At 73.1% G+C, this 18,379-nt stretch carries 17 protein-coding genes; 9 read left to right on the plus strand and 8 right to left on the minus strand.

All coding sequences use genetic code 11. The features are described from left to right. Positions 1-356 precede the first annotated feature (356 nt). Positions 357-3,197 carry an aconitate hydratase gene (locus PH191_RS12220; RefSeq protein WP_274194880.1) on the plus strand — a complete coding sequence of 947 codons (2,841 nt, stop codon included), beginning with the start codon at positions 357-359 and terminating at the stop codon, positions 3,195-3,197. 75 nt (positions 3,198-3,272) lie between these two features. Here the strand turns inward: PH191_RS12220 and PH191_RS12225 are convergent, their stop codons facing one another. Then, a complete protein-coding gene (locus PH191_RS12225; protein WP_274194881.1) occupies positions 3,273-4,097 on the minus strand; it encodes a siderophore-interacting protein in 825 nt (274 codons plus the stop codon). A gap of 121 nt (positions 4,098-4,218) precedes the next feature. Here PH191_RS12225 and PH191_RS12230 point away from each other — a divergent pair, with 121 nt between their 5' ends. Beyond that, the gene (locus PH191_RS12230) at positions 4,219-5,223 is read left to right on the plus strand and encodes a class I fructose-bisphosphate aldolase (protein ID WP_274194882.1); all 1,005 of its coding nucleotides are present in this window, start codon (positions 4,219-4,221) and stop codon (positions 5,221-5,223) included. Between the two features lie 82 nt (positions 5,224-5,305). Here PH191_RS12230 and PH191_RS12235 read toward each other — a convergent pair whose 3' ends face one another. The 4 genes from PH191_RS12235 to PH191_RS12250 all read right to left on the minus strand — a co-directional run bounded on the left by PH191_RS12235 (position 5,306) and on the right by PH191_RS12250 (position 10,594). Further along, the gene (locus tag PH191_RS12235) at positions 5,306-5,911 is read right to left on the minus strand and encodes an HAD family hydrolase (protein ID WP_274194883.1); all 606 of its coding nucleotides are present in this window, start codon (positions 5,909-5,911) and stop codon (positions 5,306-5,308) included. 68 nt (positions 5,912-5,979) lie between these two features. After that, a complete protein-coding gene (locus PH191_RS12240; protein WP_274194884.1) occupies positions 5,980-7,551 on the minus strand; it encodes a GMC family oxidoreductase in 1,572 nt (523 codons plus the stop codon). Continuing rightward, positions 7,551-9,107 (minus strand): APC family permease, encoded by a 1,557-nt coding sequence (locus tag PH191_RS12245; RefSeq protein WP_274194885.1) that lies wholly within the window; start codon positions 9,105-9,107, stop codon positions 7,551-7,553. Before PH191_RS12245 ends, PH191_RS12240 begins: the two co-directional genes overlap by 1 nt. Next, positions 9,104-10,594, minus strand: coding sequence for an aldehyde dehydrogenase family protein (locus tag PH191_RS12250; RefSeq protein ID WP_274194886.1), 1,491 nt, complete (start codon positions 10,592-10,594; stop codon positions 9,104-9,106). The genes PH191_RS12245 and PH191_RS12250 overlap by 4 nt, the downstream gene beginning before the upstream one ends. 133 nt (positions 10,595-10,727) lie before the next feature. On the opposite strand from PH191_RS12250, the gene PH191_RS12255 reads away from it, so the two are divergent. Further along, positions 10,728-11,864 (plus strand): FAD-dependent monooxygenase, encoded by a 1,137-nt coding sequence (locus tag PH191_RS12255; RefSeq protein ID WP_274194887.1) that lies wholly within the window; start codon positions 10,728-10,730, stop codon positions 11,862-11,864. On the opposite strand, the gene PH191_RS12260 is transcribed toward PH191_RS12255, so the two are convergent. After that, a complete protein-coding gene (locus PH191_RS12260; RefSeq protein WP_274194888.1) occupies positions 11,861-12,385 on the minus strand; it encodes a class I SAM-dependent methyltransferase in 525 nt (174 codons plus the stop codon). The two genes, PH191_RS12255 and PH191_RS12260, sit on opposite strands and share 4 nt — an antisense overlap. 13 nt (positions 12,386-12,398) lie before the next feature. Then, a complete protein-coding gene (locus PH191_RS12265) occupies positions 12,399-13,238 on the minus strand; it encodes an SAM-dependent methyltransferase (RefSeq protein ID WP_274194889.1) in 840 nt (279 codons plus the stop codon). A gap of 170 nt (positions 13,239-13,408) precedes the next feature. On the opposite strand from PH191_RS12265, the gene PH191_RS12270 reads away from it, so the two are divergent. The 6 genes from PH191_RS12270 (at position 13,409) to PH191_RS12295 (ending at position 17,337) form a co-directional block, all read left to right on the plus strand. Continuing rightward, on the plus strand, positions 13,409-14,284 hold the full coding sequence (locus PH191_RS12270) for a helix-turn-helix domain-containing protein (protein WP_274194890.1): 876 nt from the start codon (positions 13,409-13,411) through the stop codon (positions 14,282-14,284). A gap of 118 nt (positions 14,285-14,402) precedes the next feature. Beyond that, positions 14,403-14,648, plus strand: a complete 246-nt coding sequence (locus PH191_RS12275; RefSeq protein WP_274194891.1) for a DUF397 domain-containing protein — start codon at positions 14,403-14,405, stop codon at positions 14,646-14,648. After that, positions 14,645-14,917 carry a hypothetical protein gene (locus PH191_RS12280; protein WP_274194892.1) on the plus strand — a complete coding sequence of 91 codons (273 nt, stop codon included), beginning with the start codon at positions 14,645-14,647 and terminating at the stop codon, positions 14,915-14,917. The genes PH191_RS12275 and PH191_RS12280 overlap by 4 nt, the downstream gene beginning before the upstream one ends. 226 nt (positions 14,918-15,143) lie before the next feature. Continuing rightward, on the plus strand, positions 15,144-16,049 hold the full coding sequence (locus PH191_RS12285) for a hypothetical protein (protein WP_274194893.1): 906 nt from the start codon (positions 15,144-15,146) through the stop codon (positions 16,047-16,049). A 60-nt stretch (positions 16,050-16,109) separates the two neighbouring features. Continuing rightward, positions 16,110-16,550: a hypothetical protein gene (locus tag PH191_RS12290; protein WP_274194894.1), complete on the plus strand. Its 441-nt coding sequence runs from the start codon at positions 16,110-16,112 to the stop codon at positions 16,548-16,550. A gap of 79 nt (positions 16,551-16,629) precedes the next feature. Next, positions 16,630-17,337, plus strand: a complete 708-nt coding sequence (locus PH191_RS12295; RefSeq protein ID WP_274194895.1) for a hypothetical protein — start codon at positions 16,630-16,632, stop codon at positions 17,335-17,337. Here the strand turns inward: PH191_RS12295 and egtD are convergent. Beyond that, a complete protein-coding gene (gene egtD / locus PH191_RS12300; protein WP_274194896.1) occupies positions 17,288-18,262 on the minus strand; it encodes an L-histidine N(alpha)-methyltransferase in 975 nt (324 codons plus the stop codon). The two genes, PH191_RS12295 and egtD, sit on opposite strands and share 50 nt — an antisense overlap. Between the last annotated feature and the right edge of the window lie 117 nt (positions 18,263-18,379).

Genomic DNA, 18,379 nt, shown 5'->3' on the forward strand with positions numbered 1-18,379 from the left:
GTCGTCGGTCTCGGGCGCAGTGGAGAGTGGACGTCGCACGCCCCGTCACCGGTGCGACACGCAGAGGTGTGGCACGAATCGCCCGCCCGGGTGGGGTCTCCGCGCCGGTCGGGGTGCGCGGCGGCCCTCCGTCCTGGGTAGTCCGAAGTAGGCTGGTGAGGGCGGGAGTGCGGCACCCCGGTGGGTGCGCGAGACTCCCGGCGAGACCCCCGTGTCGGGCGTCGTCACCGCGCCGGCCGGCACGAGCCGCGCCGTCGGGCCACCACCGAGGACGACGCGGTAGACACCGAAACGACCCCGCGGTCGCGGCCGATCGCCACTCGCCGTCACCGTGAGGACCAAGGAGGAACGTGTCCGTGAGCTCGCCAGACCAGTCCGACGGAGCGACGGGGAGCGCCGACTCGTTCGGCGCACGGGGGACCCTCGAGGTCGGCGGCCAGTCCTACGAGATCTTCCGTCTGTCCGCGGTCGAGGGCTCGCAGCGCCTGCCGTTCAGCCTCAAGGTGCTGCTCGAGAACCTCCTGCGCACGGAGGACGGCCTCGTCACCACCGAGGCCAGCATCCGCGCGCTGGCGGACTGGGACCCGACGGCCGAGCCCGACACCGAGATCCAGTACGTCCCCGGCCGCGTCGTGATGCAGGACTTCACCGGCGTCCCGTGCATCGTCGACCTCGCCACCATGCGCGAGGCCGTCACCGAGCTCGGGGGCGACGCCCAGAACGTCAACCCGCTCGCGCCCGCCGAGCTGGTCATCGACCACTCCGTCGTCGCCGACCTCTTCGGCACGCCGGACGCGTTCGAGCGCAACGTCGAGCTGGAGTACCAGCGCAACGAGGAGCGCTACAAGTTCCTGCGCTGGGGCCAGACCGCGTTCAGCGAGTTCAAGGTCGTCCCGCCCGGCACCGGCATCGTCCACCAGGTCAACATCGAGCACCTGGCGCGCGTGGTCATGACCCGCAACGGTCAGGCCTACCCCGACACCCTCGTCGGCACCGACTCGCACACCACGATGGTCAACGGCCTCGGCGTGCTGGGCTGGGGCGTCGGCGGCATCGAGGCCGAGGCGGCGATGCTCGGCCAGCCCGTCTCGATGCTCATCCCGAAGGTCGTCGGCTTCCAGCTCTCCGGTGAGCTGCCCGCGGGGGCCACCGCCACCGACCTGGTCCTGACGATCACCGAGATGCTGCGCGAGCACGGCGTCGTCGGGAAGTTCGTCGAGTTCTACGGCGAGGGCGTCGGCGCCGTGCCGCTGGCCAACCGCGCCACGATCGGCAACATGAGCCCGGAGTTCGGCTCCACCTGCGCGATCTTCCCGATCGACGACGAGACCCTCGAGTACCTGCGCTTCACCGGCCGCGACGACGAGCAGGTCGCGCTCGTCGAGGCCTACTGCAAGGAGCAGGGCCTCTGGCACGACCCGAGCCACGAGCCGGACTACTCCGAGACGCTCTCGCTGGACCTGTCGACGGTCGTGCCGTCGATCGCCGGCCCGAAGCGCCCGCAGGACCGCATCCAGCTCGACGCCGCCAAGGAGTCGTTCCGCGCCGCGCTGCCCGACTACGTCGACGACGACGGGACGGCGCGCAGCCAGTCCGAGGAGTCCGACAGCGAGTCGTTCCCGGCCTCCGACCCGCCCGCCGAGCACCCCAACGGCGACGCCGACCGCCCGCGGGTCCACCGCCAGCCGGTCGACCCCGACGGCCGGGCGTCCAGCCCGGTGCCGGTGACGCTGTCCGACGGCACCGAGCTCGAGCTCGACCACGGCGCCGTCACGATCGCCGCGATCACCTCGTGCACCAACACCTCGAACCCCTCGGTGATGATCGGCGCGGCGCTGCTCGCGCGGAACGCCGTCGAGAAGGGCCTCGAGCGCCGGCCGTGGGTGAAGACCTCGCTGGCCCCCGGGTCGAAGGTCGTCATGGACTACTACGAGCGCTCCGGGCTGCTGCCCTACCTGGAGAAGCTCGGGTTCAACCTCGTCGGTTACGGCTGCACCACCTGCATCGGCAACTCCGGGCCGCTGCCCGAGGAGATCTCGCAGGCGGTCAACGACGGCGACCTCGCGGTCACCGCGGTGCTCTCGGGCAACCGCAACTTCGAGGGCCGCATCAACCCCGACGTGAAGATGAACTACCTGGCCAGCCCGCCGCTGGTCGTGGCCTACGCGCTCGCCGGGACGATGGACCTCGACCTCGCCACCGAGCCGCTCGGCCACGACTCCGACGGCAACCCGGTGACGCTCGAGGACATCTGGCCCTCGCCGCAGGAGATCCAGGAGACGATCTCCTCGGCCCTCTCCCCCGAGCAGTTCACCGAGGGCTACTCCGACGTCTTCGCCGGCGACGAGCGCTGGACGTCGCTCGACACCCCCGAGGGTGAGACGTTCACCTGGGACCCGGACTCGACCTACGTGCGCAAGCCCCCGTACTTCGAGGGCATGGACCGCGAGCCGAGCGAGGTCACCGACCTCGAGGGCGCCCGGGTGCTGCTCAAGCTGGGCGACTCGGTCACCACCGACCACATCTCCCCCGCGGGTGCCATCAAGGAGGACTCGCCGGCCGGTCGGTACCTCAAGGAGAACGGGATCGAGCGCAAGGACTTCAACTCCTACGGCTCCCGTCGCGGGAACCACGAGGTGATGATCCGCGGGACGTTCGCCAACATCCGGCTGCGCAACGAGCTGCGTGACGGCGACGGCAAGGAGCTCCCGCAGGGCGGCTGGACCGTCGACTTCACCCGCGGCGGCGAGCAGACGGCGGTGTACGACGCGGCGCAGAACTACGCCGCCGAGGGCACCCCGCTGGTCGTGCTCGCGGGCAAGGAGTACGGCTCGGGCTCCTCGCGCGACTGGGCGGCCAAGGGCACGACGCTGCTCGGCGTGCGCGCCGTGATCGCCGAGTCCTACGAGCGCATCCACCGCTCCAACCTCGTCGGGATGGGCGTCCTGCCGCTGCAGTACCCGGACGGTCAGGACGCCGACTCGCTGGGCCTCACGGGCACCGAGACGTTCGCGATCTCGGGCGTCACGGCGCTCAACGACGGCGAGGTGCCCGACACCGTGCACGTCACCGCGACCCCGGAGTCCGGCGACGCGATCGAGTTCGACGCGCGTCTGCGCATCGACACCCCGGGTGAGGCGGCGTACTACCGCAACGGCGGCATCCTGCCGTACGTGCTGCGCAAGATGCTGGGCTGAGGCCCGGGGCTTTCCGCGCGAAGGGCACCTTCGGCCGACCAGATCGGTGGAAGGTGCCCTTCGCTCGTTTCCGGGCTAGTCGTCGGCGGGCGCGCTGCCGTCCATCGCGGCGCGCACCTCCTGCTCCTCGGTGCGCCCGCGGCGCCAGTAGCCGGTGAAGCACACGTCGCCCTTGGGCACGCCGCGCTCGCGCACGACGTGTCGGCGCATGGCCTTGACCTCCGAGGCCTCGCCGGCCAGCCAGACGTACGGGCGCACGCCGGGGAGCTCGAGGTCGCGCAGACGTCCGGCGAGCGCGTCGGGCGTCGTCCAGTGCACGGTGACGTTCCCGGCGGTGTCCCAGGCCTGTTGCTCGGTGACGTCCCGGGCGGCGGCGAGGACCGTCGCGCGCCGCCCGGGCGGCAGTCCCTCGACGATCGCGGCCACCGCCGGCACCGCGGTCTCGTCGCCGGCCAGCAGCACGGCGTCGTGCTCGTCGCGCGGGGTGTAGAGGCCGTACGGCCCGGTGAACGCGACACGCTCGCCGGGCGTGGCCCGCAGCGCCCAGTCCCGCGCCGGGCCCTCGTCGTGCAGGACGAAATCGACGTCGAACTCCACCGGGCCCTCGCGTCGCCGCCGCAGCGTGAAGGTGCGCATCGGGGGGCGGACGTCGTCGGGCATCGCGAGGTAGCGCCGGAACCAGCCGCCGACGTCGTCCCCGTCGAGCGCGGGGACCTGCGGGGCCACCTCGTCGGGCCGCGGGAAGAACATCTTGAGGTAGCCGTCCGGCGCCGCGAGGGGCAGGTCGGCGAGGTCCGGACCCGCGAGGGTCACCCGGAGCACCCGCGGGGTCGGTCGTTCGGTCGCGCGCACCACCGCGCGTCGCAGGCAGGTCGCCGGACGTGTCGCCGCCGTCGTCACGCGCTCACCCTTCCTCGCCGCCAGGTGAGGTGACCCTAACTTCTGCGGGTGTGGTCGGGGCAAGGGCGCATGTCGGGCGCCGCCATCGGTCAACCCCCTCCGGCAGACGGAAGGAGTGGCCATGACGCTGCAGGAGACGGCACGCGAGATCCTCGCCGACGGCCGGGGCATCCTCGCCGCCGACGAGAGCACCGGGACGATCACCAAGCGCTTCGAGGCGGTGGGGATCTCCTCGACGGAGGAGACGCGGCGCCGCTACCGCGACCTGCTGTTCACCACGAAGGACGTCGAGCAGTACCTGGGCGGGGTGATCCTCTACGACGAGACGGTGCGGCAGGACGCGCTCGACGGCACCGGCATGGTCGAGACCCTGCGGCGGCGCGGGATCGTCCCGGGCATCAAGGTCGACGCGGGCGCCAAGGACCTCGCCGGCTTCCCCGCCGAGAAGGTCACCGAGGGGCTCGACGGTCTGCGCGAGCGCTTCGCCGAGTACGCGGACCTCGGCCTGCGCTTCGCCAAGTGGCGCTCGGTGATCACGGTGTCCGACACGCTGCCGACGGCGACGGCCATCGACCTCAACGCCCACGGGCAGGCGCGCTACGCCGCCCTGGCCCAGGAAGCCGGCCTGGTGCCGATCGTGGAGCCGGAGTCGATCATGGACGGCGACCACGGCATCGACCGGTCCGCCGAGGTCACGGAGGCGGTGCTGGCGGCGGTCGTCGAGCAGCTGCGTCGCCAGCGGGTCGCCCTCGAGGGCGTGCTCGTGAAGACCAACATGGTGGTGTCCGGCTACGGCGGACCCGACCAGGCCGGCCCGGACGAGGTCGCCGACCGCACGCTCGAGGTGCTGCACCGCACGATCCCCGCCGCCGTGCCGGGCATCGTCTTCCTCTCGGGGGGTCAGGACGACGAGCAGGCCACGGCCAACCTCGACGCCATCGCCCGCCGCGGCCCGCAGCCCTGGACCGTGAGCTTCTCCTACGCCCGCGCGCTGCAGGGCCGCCCGATGTCGGTGTGGGCCGGCGCGGAGGAGAACGTCGCGGCCGCCCAGGACGCCTTCGCGGAGCGTCTGCGGCTCACCGGCGCGGCCAACCGCGGCGAGTGGAGCCCCGGGGGCGCGGCCTGACGGCGGCGCGGCGTTCCGCGCGAAGGGCACCTTCGGCCGGAGAGAGCTCCCGAAGGTGCCCCTCGCCGAACCCGCCGGGGCCTCAGGACGTCGGTTCCTGGGGCTTCAGCGCGGTCACGTCGTCCGTCAGCTCCTCCACCGACGCGTACACCGACGTCGCGCCCGCCTCGCGCAGCTCGTCGTTCGAGAAGCCGCCCGTGCGCACGGCCACCGACGGGAGCCCGACGCGCGCGGCGGCGCGGCAGTCCCACACGGAGTCGCCGACGACCACCGCGGCGTCCGCGCCGACGCGGTCCATGGCGACCTGCAGCAGGTCCGGGGCCGGCTTGGTCTGCTCGACGTCGCCCGAGCTCACCCAGGCCTCGGGGAGCTCGCCCGCCTCGATCAGCTCGGCGTAGCGCGCCACGTGGTGCGGCTTGCCCGAGCTCGCCATGACCAGCCCGAACCCCGCCTCGCGAACGGCCTCGAGCAGCGCGTGCGCGCCCGGGAGCGCGCTGATCTCGTCGAGCATCCCGTCGGCCTGCTCGAGCCACGCGGCGCGGATGTCGTCGCCGTGCCCGCGCTCGACGTCGTCGCCCGCCACGGCGCCGACGAGCTGGTCCCCTCCCATCCCGATGTGGCGGTGGATGGCCCAGACGGGCACCGTGACGTCGTAGCGGCGGAACGCGCGGTACCAGGCGGACGACACCCCACCCGGACGCGGATCGCCCGCTCCGCCGGGCCCGCCCCGTCCGTCGGGGCGGGCCCGGCGGGGGCCTACCGCGGGTTCTTGATGAAGTCGGCGCAGCGCTCGCCGATCATCATCGTGGTGATGCACGGGTTCACCGTGATCAGGTCCGGCATGACCGACCCGTCGGCGACGCGCAGGCCGTCGACGCCCTTCACCCGCAGCTGCGGGTCGACCGGGGCCATGGGGTCGGAGTCCGCGCCCATCTTCACCGTGCAGGACGGGTGGTAGACGGTGTTGTGGGTGGTGCGGATGTACTCGAAGAGCTCCTCGTCGGACTCCGCCCCGGTGCCCGGGGCGAGCTCCTTGCCCACCCAGTCCTTCAGCGCCGGCGCCGCCGCGATCTCCCGGGCCACCCGGATCCCGCGGATCATGACCTCGCGGTCGTGGTCGTGGCTGAAGTAGCGCGGGTCGACCCTGGGCTTGTCGTGGTAGTCGCGGGTCGAGAGCCGCACCGTGCCCTTGGACTGCGCCCCGGTGACGTTCGGCGTGAGGCAGAACGTGTTGTCCGAGGTCGGGTAGCCGTAGCGGACGATGTTCATGTCGAACGGCACCGAGCCGTAGTGGAACATCAGGTCGGGCGTGGTCCGGCCCTCGGAGCCCGCGAAGATCCCGATCTGCCACCACTGCGTCGACACGGTCGGCATCGTCTGCAGGGCCTCCCACTGCACGAGGCCCTCGGGGTGGTCCTGGAGGTTCTCCCCCACGCCCGGGGAGTCGACGACGACCTCGATGCCGACGTCGCGCAGGTGCTCGGCCGGGCCGATGCCCGAGAGCATCAGCAGCTTCGGCCCGTCGATGGCCCCCGACGAGAGGATCACCTCGCGGCGGGCGGTCACGTCGATCGCGTGCCGGGTGTCCGGGGTGCGCAGGCGCGCGCCGGTGGCCCGGGGACGCGGGCCGGACGTGTCGAGGTTCAGCTTCTCGGCCCGGTAGCCGGTCATTAGCGTGAGGTTGGGGCGGCCGAGGTTCGGGTGGATGTAGGCCACCGACGCCGACGACCGCGAGCCGTCGGTCTTCGCGTTGACCTGGAACCAGTTCGCGCCCCGCAGCACCGTGCGCCCGGTGTTGAACGGGGTCGTCGGGAGCCCGACCTGCTCGCACGCCGCGAGCAGCGCCTCGCCGCAGGGGTCGTGGTCCCCGACGGTGCGGATGGTGACCGGTCCGTCGGTGCCGCGACCGGGGGGCTCGGCCTCCTCCGTGGTGTCCAGCGCGGTCTCGAGCTTGCGGTAGAAGGGGTAGCACTCCTCGGCGCTCCACCCCGTCGCCCCGCTCGAGGCCCAGTCGTCGAGGTTCTCCTTCGGCGCCCAGAAGGCGATCGCGGAGTTGTGCGACGAGCAGCCCCCGAGCACCTTCGCGCGGGCGTGGCGCATGTAGGAGTTACCCGACTCCTGCGGCTCGATCGGGTAGTCCCAGTCGTAGCCGGACTCGAGCAGCTCCATCCAGCGGCTCAGGTCGAGGATCGCGTCGTCGCCGACGTCGGAGGGCCCGGCCTCGATGAGACAGACCGACACGTCCGGGTCCTCGGAGAGACGCGAGGCCACCGCGCAGCCGGCGGTGCCCCCGCCGACGACGACGTAGTCGAACTCGTTCTCGGCCATCACGCCTCCTGGGTGGGGGTGTCGGTGGGGACGTCCGCGCGCGCGTGCTCGGCCACGACGCCGGTCTTGTGCCGCTGCACGGTCCAGTAGTACGCGAAGCCGGCGCCGAGGATGATCCCCGGCAGCAGCACCCCACCCCACTGCAGGTACCAGTGGAACGGCTCGCTGGCGTTGTAGACCTCGTTGCGGGGCCAGGCGAGGTTGATCGTCATGAACCCGCCCCAGAGCACCGCCAGGATGTTGACCGGGATGCCCCAGCGGCCCAGGGAGAAGGCGCCCTCGCGGGGCTCCCACTCGCCGCGGAGGCGCTTGATCAGCAGCGGGACCGTCACCAGCAGGTAGGCGGTGTAGATCATGATGATCGCGATCGACGTGACCACCGTGTAGATCTGCGGGCTGAAGGTCACCAGGAGCAGGATGATCGCGAGCGCGCCGATCACGACCGAGGAGACGATCGGGGTGCCGAAGCGCGGGCTGATCGTGCACAGCTTCGAGCCGGCGGGCAGGTTGTTGTCCCGGCTCATCGCGAAGGCCAGCCGGATCGCCGCGGCGTGCACCGCGAGCGCGCAGACGATGACCGCGATGACGACCGCGACGAGGATGACCGAACCGCCGAGCGGGCCGAGCACGGCGAGGATGAGGTTCTGGAGACCGCCGAGGCTCGAGAAGGCCGGGTCGCTGAGGTCCGGCGCCGACATGAGCGCGAACAGCAGGATCAGCCCACCGAGCAGGAACGAGAAGAACAGCGCACGGAGGATCGCCTTCGGGGCGTTCTTCCGGGGCTCGTGCGACTCCTCGGCCAGCGAGCTCGCGGTGTCGAACCCGTACATGACGTACAGCGAGGCGAACATGGCCACGAGGAAGGCACCGGCGTAGCCGAACGGTCGCCCGCTGGTGTCGACGCCGCCGGTGTCGAACACGATCTGCGGGCCGCGCACGATGTTGATCGCGAGCAGGATGATCAGCAGCACGGCCGCGATCAGCTCGATGAACACGCCCGCGGAGTTGATACGCGCCATCAGCTGGGTGCCGAAGGCGTTGATCGCGGTGGTGAAGAGGATGAGGACCGTGGCCAGGACGACGCCGTTGAGGGCCTGCGCCGTCGTGTCCTCGCCGGTCGGGTCGGGGATGAACTGGAAACCGTCCCAGAGCTCCGGCAGCGTCGCCTGCAGGGCCAGGGCCACCGCCGCGATCGAGACGATCGAGGCCGTGAGCATCGTCCAGCCGGCCAGCCAGGCGGTGTGCGGGCTGGTCAGGCGCTTGGTCCAGTTGTAGATCGAGCCGGCCACCGGGAAGCGCGCCGCGAGCTCGCAGAAGCACAGCGCGACCATGAGCTGGCCGACGAAGACCAGCGGCCACGACCACCAGTACGCCGGTCCGCCGGACCCGAGGCCGAAGTAGAAGAGCTGGAACGTGCCCGTGAGGATCGAGATGTAGCTGATCCCCGCCGCGAACGTGTGGAAGCTGCCGAGGGACCGCACGAGACTCGGCTTGTAGCCGAACTCGTCGATGTCGGCGGCGTCGGTCCCCGTGGCGTCCTTGTTGTCCGTACTCACGAACCACTCCCTTGGCTGGAAGAGGGGAACCACCCGGTCGGACCCGGCCGGGTGTTGGTCCAGATGTGCTTGGCCTCCTGGTACTCCGCGAGGCCCTCGCGGCCGAGCTCCCGGCCGAAGCCCGAGTGCCCGAAGCCGCCCCACTCGGCCGCGGGCACGTACGGCCCGAAGTCGTTGATCCAGATGGTGCCGTGGCGCAGGCGCGCCGCGACCTCCTCACCGTTGCCGTGGTCGGACGAGAAGACCGCGCCCGCCAGGCCGTAGGAGGTGTCGTTGCCGATGCGGACGGCGTCGTCGAGGTCGGTGAAGGTCTCGACGGTGAGCACCGGGCCGAACGACTCGTCGTGCACCACGGACATGTCCTGGGTGCAGCGGTCGAGGATCGTCGGCGGGTAGAAGTAGCCGTTCTGCAGGTCCGGGTCGGTCGGGCGCTCGCCGCCGCAGCGCAGCACCGCGCCCTCGGCGACCCCGGCCGCGACGTAGGCCTCGACCTTCTCCCGGTGCGCGGCGGAGATCAGCGGGCCGGTCTCGGTGCGGGGGTCGTCCGGCCCGCCCATGACGATGCGCCGGGCGCGCGCGACGAGGTCGTCGACGATCCGGTCGTGCGCCGACTCCTGGACGACGAGCCGCGCGCCGGCGGAGCACACCTGACCGGAGTGCAGGAAGATCGCCGTCAGGGCGTTGTCCACCGCGGTCTCGTGGTCGGCGTCGTCGAAGATCACCAGCGGGTTCTTGCCGCCCAGCTCCAGCGCGACCTTCTTCACCGTGGCCGCCGCCGACTCCATGATCTTCCGCCCGGTCTGCAGGCCGCCGGTGAAGCTCACGAGGTCCACGTCGGGGTGGCTCGACAGCGGCGCCCCGGCCGCCGCGCCCGCCCCGAGGACGAGGTTGGCGACGCCGTCGGGAAGGCCGGCCTCGGCGAGCAGCTCCATGAGGATGATCGCGGTGTGCGGCGTCAGCTCGCTGGGCTTGAGCACGAACGAGCACCCCGCCCCCAGCGCCGGCGCCACCTTCCAGGCGGTCTGCAGGAGCGGGTAGTTCCACGGCGTGATGAGCCCGCAGACGCCGACGGGCTCGTGGACGACCTTGCTGCGCGCGGCGGGGATGCCGGTGTCGACCAGCCGCCCGTCGTCGGTGGCGGAGATGTGCCCGAACCACCGGAAGCAGTTCGTGATGTCGTCCATGTCGATCTCGGACTCGACGACCCGCTTGCCGGTGTCGTCGGTCTCGGCCTTCGCGAGCCGTGCCTTGTCGCGCTGCAGCAGGTCGGCCACCCGTAGCAGGAGTGCGCCGCGCTCCTGCGCCGGCACGGACGACCAGCGCTTGTCGTCGAAGGACCGCCGAGCCGCGGCGATCGCGAGCTCGGTGTCCTTCGGACCCGCCTCGTCGACCTCGGCCACGAGGGTCCCGTAGGCGGGAGACCGGATCTCCCGTCGTCCCCCGTCGACCGCCGACACCCACGCTCCGTCGATGAACAGCTGCCCCACGTCCGGCGCCTCCTCGGTCCCATCACCCGGTCGGCCCTGTGCGGGCCGTGATGAGTATCGACCCTCCCCCACCGTCGGCACCATGTCTTGACACCGACCACACGCGTGGCCACGAGGAGTGACGCCGGAGCACGTGTCGCCCGGCGTGGTCGGGGAACACGACGGGGTGTCCGGACGCGCGCTGGTGGTCGGGGGTGGCATCGGCGGCCTCGCGACGGCGCTCGCGCTGGGCCGGGCGGGGTGGGAGGTCGAGGTCCGCGAGCGACGGACACGGCCGTGGGACGGGGGCGCGGGCATCTCGCTCTGGCCGAACGCGCTGCGGGCGCTCGACACCCTGGGGGTGGGCGACGACGTCCGGGCCGTCGGGCACGCGAACGAGGCCGGCGGGATCCGGGACCGGCGCGGGCGGTGGCTCGCCCGCACCGACAACGCCGCGCTCGCCCGCCGGCACGGCGACGGCATCCTCGTGCTCGACCGCGCCGACCTGCTGCGCGTGCTCGCGGAGGCCCTGCCCGCCGGGGTCGTCCGGACCGGTGTGCCCGTGGATGCCCCCGACGCGGGACCGGGGGACCTCGTCGTCGGCGCCGACGGGATCTCCTCGTCGACCCGCGCGCTCGTCGACCCCGCCGCACGGTCCCGCTCGACGGGCACCGTCGCCTGGCGTCTGAGCGCTGCCGTCGACGAGCCGCCGCGGGCCGGCGGCGAGACCTGGGGGGTCGGCGCCTACGCGGGTGTCGCTCCCCACCGCGGCGGCCGTGTGCACCTGTGGGCGGTCGTGCCCACGGGCGAGCAGGCCGCGTCGGATCTCGGTGCCCTGCGCCGCCGCCTCGCCGGGTGGCACGCGCCGATCCCGGAGCTCCTGGACCGCGTCGACCCGGCGACCGCGCTGGTCACCGAGCTGCGCTGGCTCCCGCCGCTGCGGTCGTTCGTCGGGACCGCGCCCGGCGGCGGGCGGGTCGTGCTGCTCGGCGACGCCGCCCACGCCATGACCCCGAACCTCGGCCAGGGCGCCTGCCTCGCCCTCGAGGACGCCGCGACCCTCGGACCGTGCCTGCGCGACGCGTCCCTCGACGAGGGACTCGCCCGCTACGACCGCCTCCGCAGGCCCCGGACCGCCCGCCTGACCCGGACCTCGCGGCTCGCGGGCCTCGTCGCCGGGATGCCCGGTCGCCTGCCGACGGCCCTGCGCGACGGCCTGGGCTGCCTCGCGCCGCCCGCCCTGACGGTGCGGGGGCTCGACGGTGTCCTGGGGTGGCGCCCGCCGGACTAACGACGGGCGACCAGGCGCGCCTCGCCGTCGCCCTCCTCGTGGTGCAGGACCTCGAGGTGGGAGAAGGCGGCCCGCAGCTCGCCGGGCGGGGCGCGGAACGGACCGCCGGTGTCGCCGACCTCGGAGAGCACGGTCACGAGGAGCAGGCCGCCCGGGGCGACCAGGTCGGCGAGGGCCGGGTAGAGCGACGGCGCGCGGAAGCGCTGGCACACGACGACGTCGTAGGGCCCGGCCACCGGCAGCCCGTCGTCGAGGTCGGCCTCGATCCAGTGCACCGGCGTCGCGCCGGCGAGCTCCCGCCCGGCGGCGAGGCCCACCGGGGAGACGTCGACGGCGTCGACGGTCAGCCCGCGGCGGGCGAGCCAGACCGCCACCGTACCCCGTCCGCACGCGAGGTCCAGCGCCCGCCCGGAGGTCGGGACGAGGTGTTCGCGGCCGACCAGCGCGCCGGGCGGCGCGGGCTCCCCCGCGCCGAGCCCGCCGAAGCGGGCGTCCCAGCGCTCCCGGTCCGCCGTGCTCATGGTCGGGTCGGGATCAGGGCTTGCGGCCCACCACGCCGGCGATGCAGCGCTGGGCGGGCACGATCGGCTTGAGCGCCGGGCCGTCGGGCCACCACTCGAAGCACCGGACGAGCCCCGGATCGATCAGGTCCAGGCCCGGCAGCATCGCCCGGATCTGCTCGCGGGTGCGGAAGCGTCCGGTGCCCATGGGGCTGTGGACGAAGACCTCCTCCATCCGGCGCGCGAGCTCGCTGTCCGCGTCCTCGGGGTCGAGGAAGTGGGCGATCGCCACGTACGAGCCCGACGGCAGGGCCGCGATGTACTGCTCCATGATCTCCGGGACGGAGAGGCGGTCCTCGTCGTAGTGGTGCAGCGTCCCGGCCTGCAGCAGCGCGATCGGGCGGTCGAAGTCGAGGTTGCGGGTGACCACCGGGTCGTCGAGGACCTGTCGGGGGTCGGTGAGGTCGCCCGGGGAGAAGGACGTGAGGTCGTTCTCCTCCAGCAGCGCGCGCCCGTGCGCGACCACCGACGGGTCGTTGTCGACGTAGACGACCCGGGCCTCGGGGTTGAGGCGCTGGGCGACCTGGTGGGTGTTCTCGGCGGTGGGCAGGCCCGAGCCGCAGTCGAGGAACTGGTCGATGTCCGCTTCCCCGGCGAGGAAGCGGACGGCGCGCACGAGGAACGCGCGGTTGTCGACGGCCAGCAGCTCGGCCTCGGGCGCCGCCCGGCGCAGGCTCTCGATGACGTCGCGGTCGACCGGGTAGTTGTCCTTCCCGCCGAGCGCATAGTCGTAGACACGCGCGATGCTCGCCTTGGACGTGTCGACGAGGGCAGGAGCCGACCCCGGACGGGACGAGGAGTGCGCAGCGGTCATGACTTCCCATCGGGCGGTGCGATCACGGACGGTGGCTCACCCTAGGAGCCTAACCTCCGCTGCTCCGGGACGGGTCGAGGAGCGCACGGGCACCCGGGACGCCGTGTAATCTCTCGGGCTCGGCGGCATCCGCCGTGACACCCGACGCCGAACCGGGGAGCGCACGAACCGTGGCCGGACGGGACCAGACCGAGCCGGAGGGCACCGGGCCCACCGCACGCCGGATCATCCTGGGCGCCCAGCTGCGGCGCCTCCGTGAACGGGCCGGGGTCGCCCGCTCCGACGCCGCGTGGTCGATCCGCGGCTCGGACTCCAAGATGTCCCGCCTCGAGGCCGGCAAGGTCGGCTTCAAGGAGCGCGACGTCGCCGACCTGCTGACCCTCTACGGGATCACCGACGACGCCGAGCGCGAGCTGCTGCTCGACACCACGCGCCGCAGCAACGAGCCGGGCTGGTGGCAGCCCTACGGCGACGTCCTCCCCGACTGGTTCGAGGACTACGTGGGCCTGGAGATGAGCGCCTCGCGCATCCAGACCTACGAGCTCATGTTCGTGCCCGGCCTGCTCCAGACCGAGGACTACGCCCGCGCGGTCATCACGTCGGGCCACCCGGACCGCGCCACGCCCGACGACGAGCGCCGTCTCGCCGTGCGCATGCGCCGCCAGCAGACCCTCGGGCGCCGCGACGCCCCGACGGTGTGGGCGATCCTCGACGAGTCGGTGCTGCACCGCCCCATCGGCGGCGCCTCGGCGCTGGTCGCCCAGGTCGAGCACCTGCTCGAGCTGTCGTCGCTGCCCAACGTCGTCGTGCAGGTCCTGCCGTTCGGCCTGTCCGGGTACGCGGCCGAGAGCACCTTCTCGATCCTGCGCTTCTCCGAACCCGAGCTGCCCGACCTCGTCTACCAGGAGCACCTCACCGCGGCGGTGTACCTCGACAAGCGGGCCGACGTGGAGTCCTACAGCCGCGTGATGGACCGGGTCGCCGTCGATGCGCTGACCCCGGACGAGACGCGCCAGCACCTCTCCAAGATCGTCGCCGAGGGCTGACGTCCCGGGCGGGAGACCCGCCCGACGCCGTCTGCACGTGCACGTGATCAAAGCGCTTGCTACGGTGGCTGCACTGTCGGATGCACGTGCAGATGAGCGAGGCGGTCGCATGGGCCAGGTGGCGAATGCACGAGTCGCCCTCCCCGGCGTGACGTGGCGCAAGAGCGCCCGCTCGGGCAAGCAGGGCAACTGCGTCGAGCTCGCGCGGGTGCGCGCGCGGGGTGTCGCCGTCCGCAACTCCCGCTTCCCCGAGGGGCCTGCGCTGGTGTTCTCGGTCGCCGAGCTGAGCGCGTTCGTCGCCGCCGTCAAGGGCGGTGCCTACGACCACCTGCTCCCCGACGACCTCGCGGAGCGCTCGGCATGAGGCGGCCCGGCACCCGCGCCCTGTGGCTGACCTGCGCCGTGGACGGTGCGGACCACGCCGTGTCCGACGCCGCGTTCCTCGCGGCCCAGGGCGGCGACGGCCGGTACGAGGCCCTCTGCCGGGCCACCGTGTGGGCCTCGTCGCTGGCGGCGCCCCCGGCAGGACGCTGCCCGTCGTGCGCCACGGCGGCCGGCGAGTCCACGGCGGTGACACCCGATCGGCGCACCGGCGGGCTGTGGTCCCGGCTCGTTCCCCGCGCGTCGGCCTGATCAGCCCTCGGATGACTCCGTTCGGCGCAGAGTAATCACTCCGCATTCGGACGATCGGTTGCGTCACCCGGGCAGTGCGGATTCCTCGTTCGGTCGATTGCTCTCCGTAAACGAGAACCTTAGGCTCGTGACCTCATCGAGAGCTGAGCGAGAGGGATTCGTGATCACGGAGGCGACGCGACCGGCGGCCCGCCGGGGGGACACCCCAGGAGCCCCGGCGACCTCGGTGACCGCGTCGACCTCGGTCGCCCTCCCGGCCACGGCGCCGTCGCCCGCCACGGCCGCCCTCGAGCCCCTGCGTGATCTCCCCGGTCTCGCCCACGCGTGCCTCCTCGACGAGGGCGGGCACGTCCTCGGCGAGATCGGCACCGACGGCGGTACCGCGGGCGCGGTGCTCGCCTGGGGCCGGCGCGCGGGCGGGGTGGCGTCGGACCGGGGGCTCGCCCTCGAGGACGTCATCGTCACGTCGGACGCCGCCCACCACCTCCTGAGGGCGGTCGACGGCGCCCCCTCTCGCGGCTCCTGGGTCTACCTGCGGGTCGACCGGGAGCGCGGCAACCTCGCCCTCGCCCGGCGGCGCCTCGCCGCCGTCGCGTCCCCGCCGGCGGCACGACCCACCCCGGCCGCGCCGCGGCCCTCGTCGTCCGCACAGCGCCCGCCCGGCGCTCCGGTCCCGGTGCCCGTGGCGACACCGCTGCCCTCCGCTGCGCCGGCGGCACCCTCGGCACCGCCCGCGGCCCACCCGATGGGAGGCACGTTCCCGCGGCGCGTGCCGGACCGCTCGATCCCGGCCGCGGCACCCGCGGCGATCGCCGCCCCGCCCACCACGTGGCCCACCCGGGGACCGGCAGCGTCGCCGGCCGCGGTGGCCACCGACCCGCCCGCACTGCCGGAGCCCCGTCGCCCGGTGGGGCAGGCACCCACGACCCGGCCGGCAGGACCCGTCCCACCGGCCGACCTCGAGCACCGGCGCTCACCACCGCAGGACAGCGCCGGCGTGCTCTCCCAGCGGTGGCGCACCGATCCCGAGACGTTGCGTCGTGTCCTGGCGGGCCTGCTCCGCCTGGGACGCGGCACACCGCCGGCCGGAGCACCACCGCACGGTCCGCCACCGGCCCTCCCCGGCCGCTAGGCCACGACCACCCCTCCCGCTCCCACGACCCCGGAGCGGACCCCGATACGGAGGCAATCCATGAGTGACATCGAGTACGCCCTCAACCAGGCCGCCAACATCAAGGGCGCCTTCGCCGTGGCGATCGTCGACTACGACAGCGGCATGACCCTGGGCTCCCGCGGCGGCAGCGCCGAGTTCGACCTCGACGTCGCCGCCCCCGGCAACAGCGAGGTCGTCCGGGCCAAGTTCGACGTCATGCAGAAGCTGGGCCTGCGCGAGACGATCGAGGACATCCTGATCACCCTCGACTCGCAGTACCACCTCATCCGGCCGATCTACTCGAACAACGAGGACAAGCTCTTCTTCTACCTCGTGCTCAACCGGCAGCAGGCCAACCTCGCGATGGCGCGGCGCGACCTGCGGATGATCGGGCAGCGCTTCTACCTCGACGACCCGTCGTCGGCGGCGGCCGTCCCCGCGCAGGACCAGGGCTACTACCCCGCCGTGGGCCGTCGCTGATCACGACCGGCGGACGGGAGCGGCGAGGGTGGGGCGGCACCAGCATCTGACGTGTGTCCGTTCGGACGGGCTGTCGGCCGTGCTGCGTCCGCTGCTGGACGACCGCAGCATCGTCGCCGCCACCCTCGTCGACGTCGACAGCGGCCTCGTCCTGGACGGCTACGTCGACGCCCCCGACGAGCACCCCTCGCTCGCCGACCTCGAGCTGCTCGGGGCGAGCCACGCGGACATGGTCCGCGCGGCCGCCGCCGTGGCGGGCCCCGCGCTCGCCGAGCTCACCGTGAGCACCGACGACGGCCACCACCACGTCCTGCACGCCGTGCCCGACCCGCACGGCGACAGGCTGGTGGTGGCCGTCGTCGTGCGCGGGGCGGCCCGTCACGTCGCCCGGGCGCGCCGCCGTCTCCGCACGGTGTCGGTGGACGCCCTGACCGCCGGGCCGAGCCTCGCCAAGCGTCCCGTCGACGGACGATGGGTGCTGGACGAGCCCGGTCCCGAGGGGCCGTCGGAGGCCGAGGCCCTGGACGACACCGGTGCCGACGAGCCCCTCCCGGCGGCGCCGGTCGGCACGTCGGCGCCCCTGCTCTCGGCCATGGTCCCGGGGAGCGCCACCGCACCCCCACCGGCGGCGTCCGCGATCGTCCGCCTCTCGGGGACCGTGTCCTCGGTGGCGTCGCCGGCGACCGACGGCGTGACGAAGGGCCTCGCGAACGGCCTGTCCTCGCCGCTCGTCCCGGTCAGCGGCGTACGGCCACCGACAGCGCGAAACGGCCCTGCGGGTCGGTGAACCAGCCGTCGTGGGAGAACCCCGCGGCCGCCAGCTCGTCCCGGATCCGTTCCCGCGTGAACTTCGTCGAGATCTCCGTGCGCATCTCCTCGCCGGCCGCGAAGTCGATCTCGAGGTCGAGCTCCGACACCCGCACGTGCATCGGACGCCGGGCCCGCAGGCGCATCTCGATCCGGCTCGACTGCGGCACCCACACCGCGAGGTGGTCGAAGCCCGAGCGGTCGAAGTCGGCGCCCAGCACACGGTTGAGCACCGAGAGCACGTTGAGGTTGAACGCCGCGGTGACGCCCTGGGAGTCGTCGTAGGCCGCGACCAGCGTCGACTCGTCCTTGACGAGGTCGGTCCCGACGAGGAACGCCTCCCCCGGCTCGAGGGCGTCCGCGAGGGCGGCGAGGAACGTCTGCCGGTCGGCGGGCTCGAAGTTGCCGAACGTCCCGCCGAGCAGGGCGACCAGGCGCCGGCCGCCGTCGCTCGGCACGCTGCGCAGGTCGCTGGTGAAGTCGGCGACCACCGCGTGCACGTCGAGCTCCGGGTAGGCCCCGATCAGCCCCGGGACGGCCTCCTCGAGCGCCGACGGGGACACGTCGACGGGCACGTAGCGGCGCAGGGTGCCCGCGCGGTGCAGGGCGTCGAGCAGCACCGGGGTCTTCGACGACGACCCGGATCCGAGCTCGACGAGGGTGTCGGCGTCGGCGGTCCGGGCGATCGCATCGGAGTGGGCGGCGAGGGCCTCGCGCTCGGCGGTGAAGGGGTAGTACTCGGGCAGCGCGGTGATCTGCTCGAACAGCTCGCTCCCCCGGGCGTCGTAGAGCCACTGCGGGGTGAGGATCTTGGGGGTCGACGTCAGGCCGCGACGCGCGTCGGTGCGCAGGGCGGCGTCGGCGTCGTCGGCGGTGAGGTGTACGTCGAGGGCGGGCAGGCTCATCGGTGTCGGTTCACGTCCTGGGTGTCGGGGCGCGCGCCGGGTTGGCGCGCGGCGTTCACGGCGTCGGGAACGGGTCCCAGCGATCTCGGGGGCGCTCCGGGAGAGCGCCGGGCTGAA

Origin of the sequence: Actinomycetospora callitridis (genome assembly GCF_028737265.1) — a bacterium.
Classification (GTDB): domain Bacteria; phylum Actinomycetota; class Actinomycetes; order Mycobacteriales; family Pseudonocardiaceae; genus Actinomycetospora; species Actinomycetospora callitridis.

Coding starts and splice junctions, on each gene's coding strand:
- egtD (WP_274194896.1), bottom strand. CDS start 18,262: ATGAGCCTGCCCGCCCTCGACGTACACCTCACCGCCGACGACGCCGAC.
- PH191_RS12230 (WP_274194882.1), top strand. CDS start 4,219: ATGACGCTGCAGGAGACGGCACGCGAGATCCTCGCCGACGGCCGGGGC.
- PH191_RS12260 (WP_274194888.1), bottom strand. CDS start 12,385: ATGAGCACGGCGGACCGGGAGCGCTGGGACGCCCGCTTCGGCGGGCTC.
- PH191_RS12280 (WP_274194892.1), top strand. CDS start 14,645: ATGAGGCGGCCCGGCACCCGCGCCCTGTGGCTGACCTGCGCCGTGGAC.
- PH191_RS12240 (WP_274194884.1), bottom strand. CDS start 7,551: ATGGCCGAGAACGAGTTCGACTACGTCGTCGTCGGCGGGGGCACCGCC.
- PH191_RS12290 (WP_274194894.1), top strand. CDS start 16,110: ATGAGTGACATCGAGTACGCCCTCAACCAGGCCGCCAACATCAAGGGC.
- PH191_RS12265 (WP_274194889.1), bottom strand. CDS start 13,238: ATGACCGCTGCGCACTCCTCGTCCCGTCCGGGGTCGGCTCCTGCCCTC.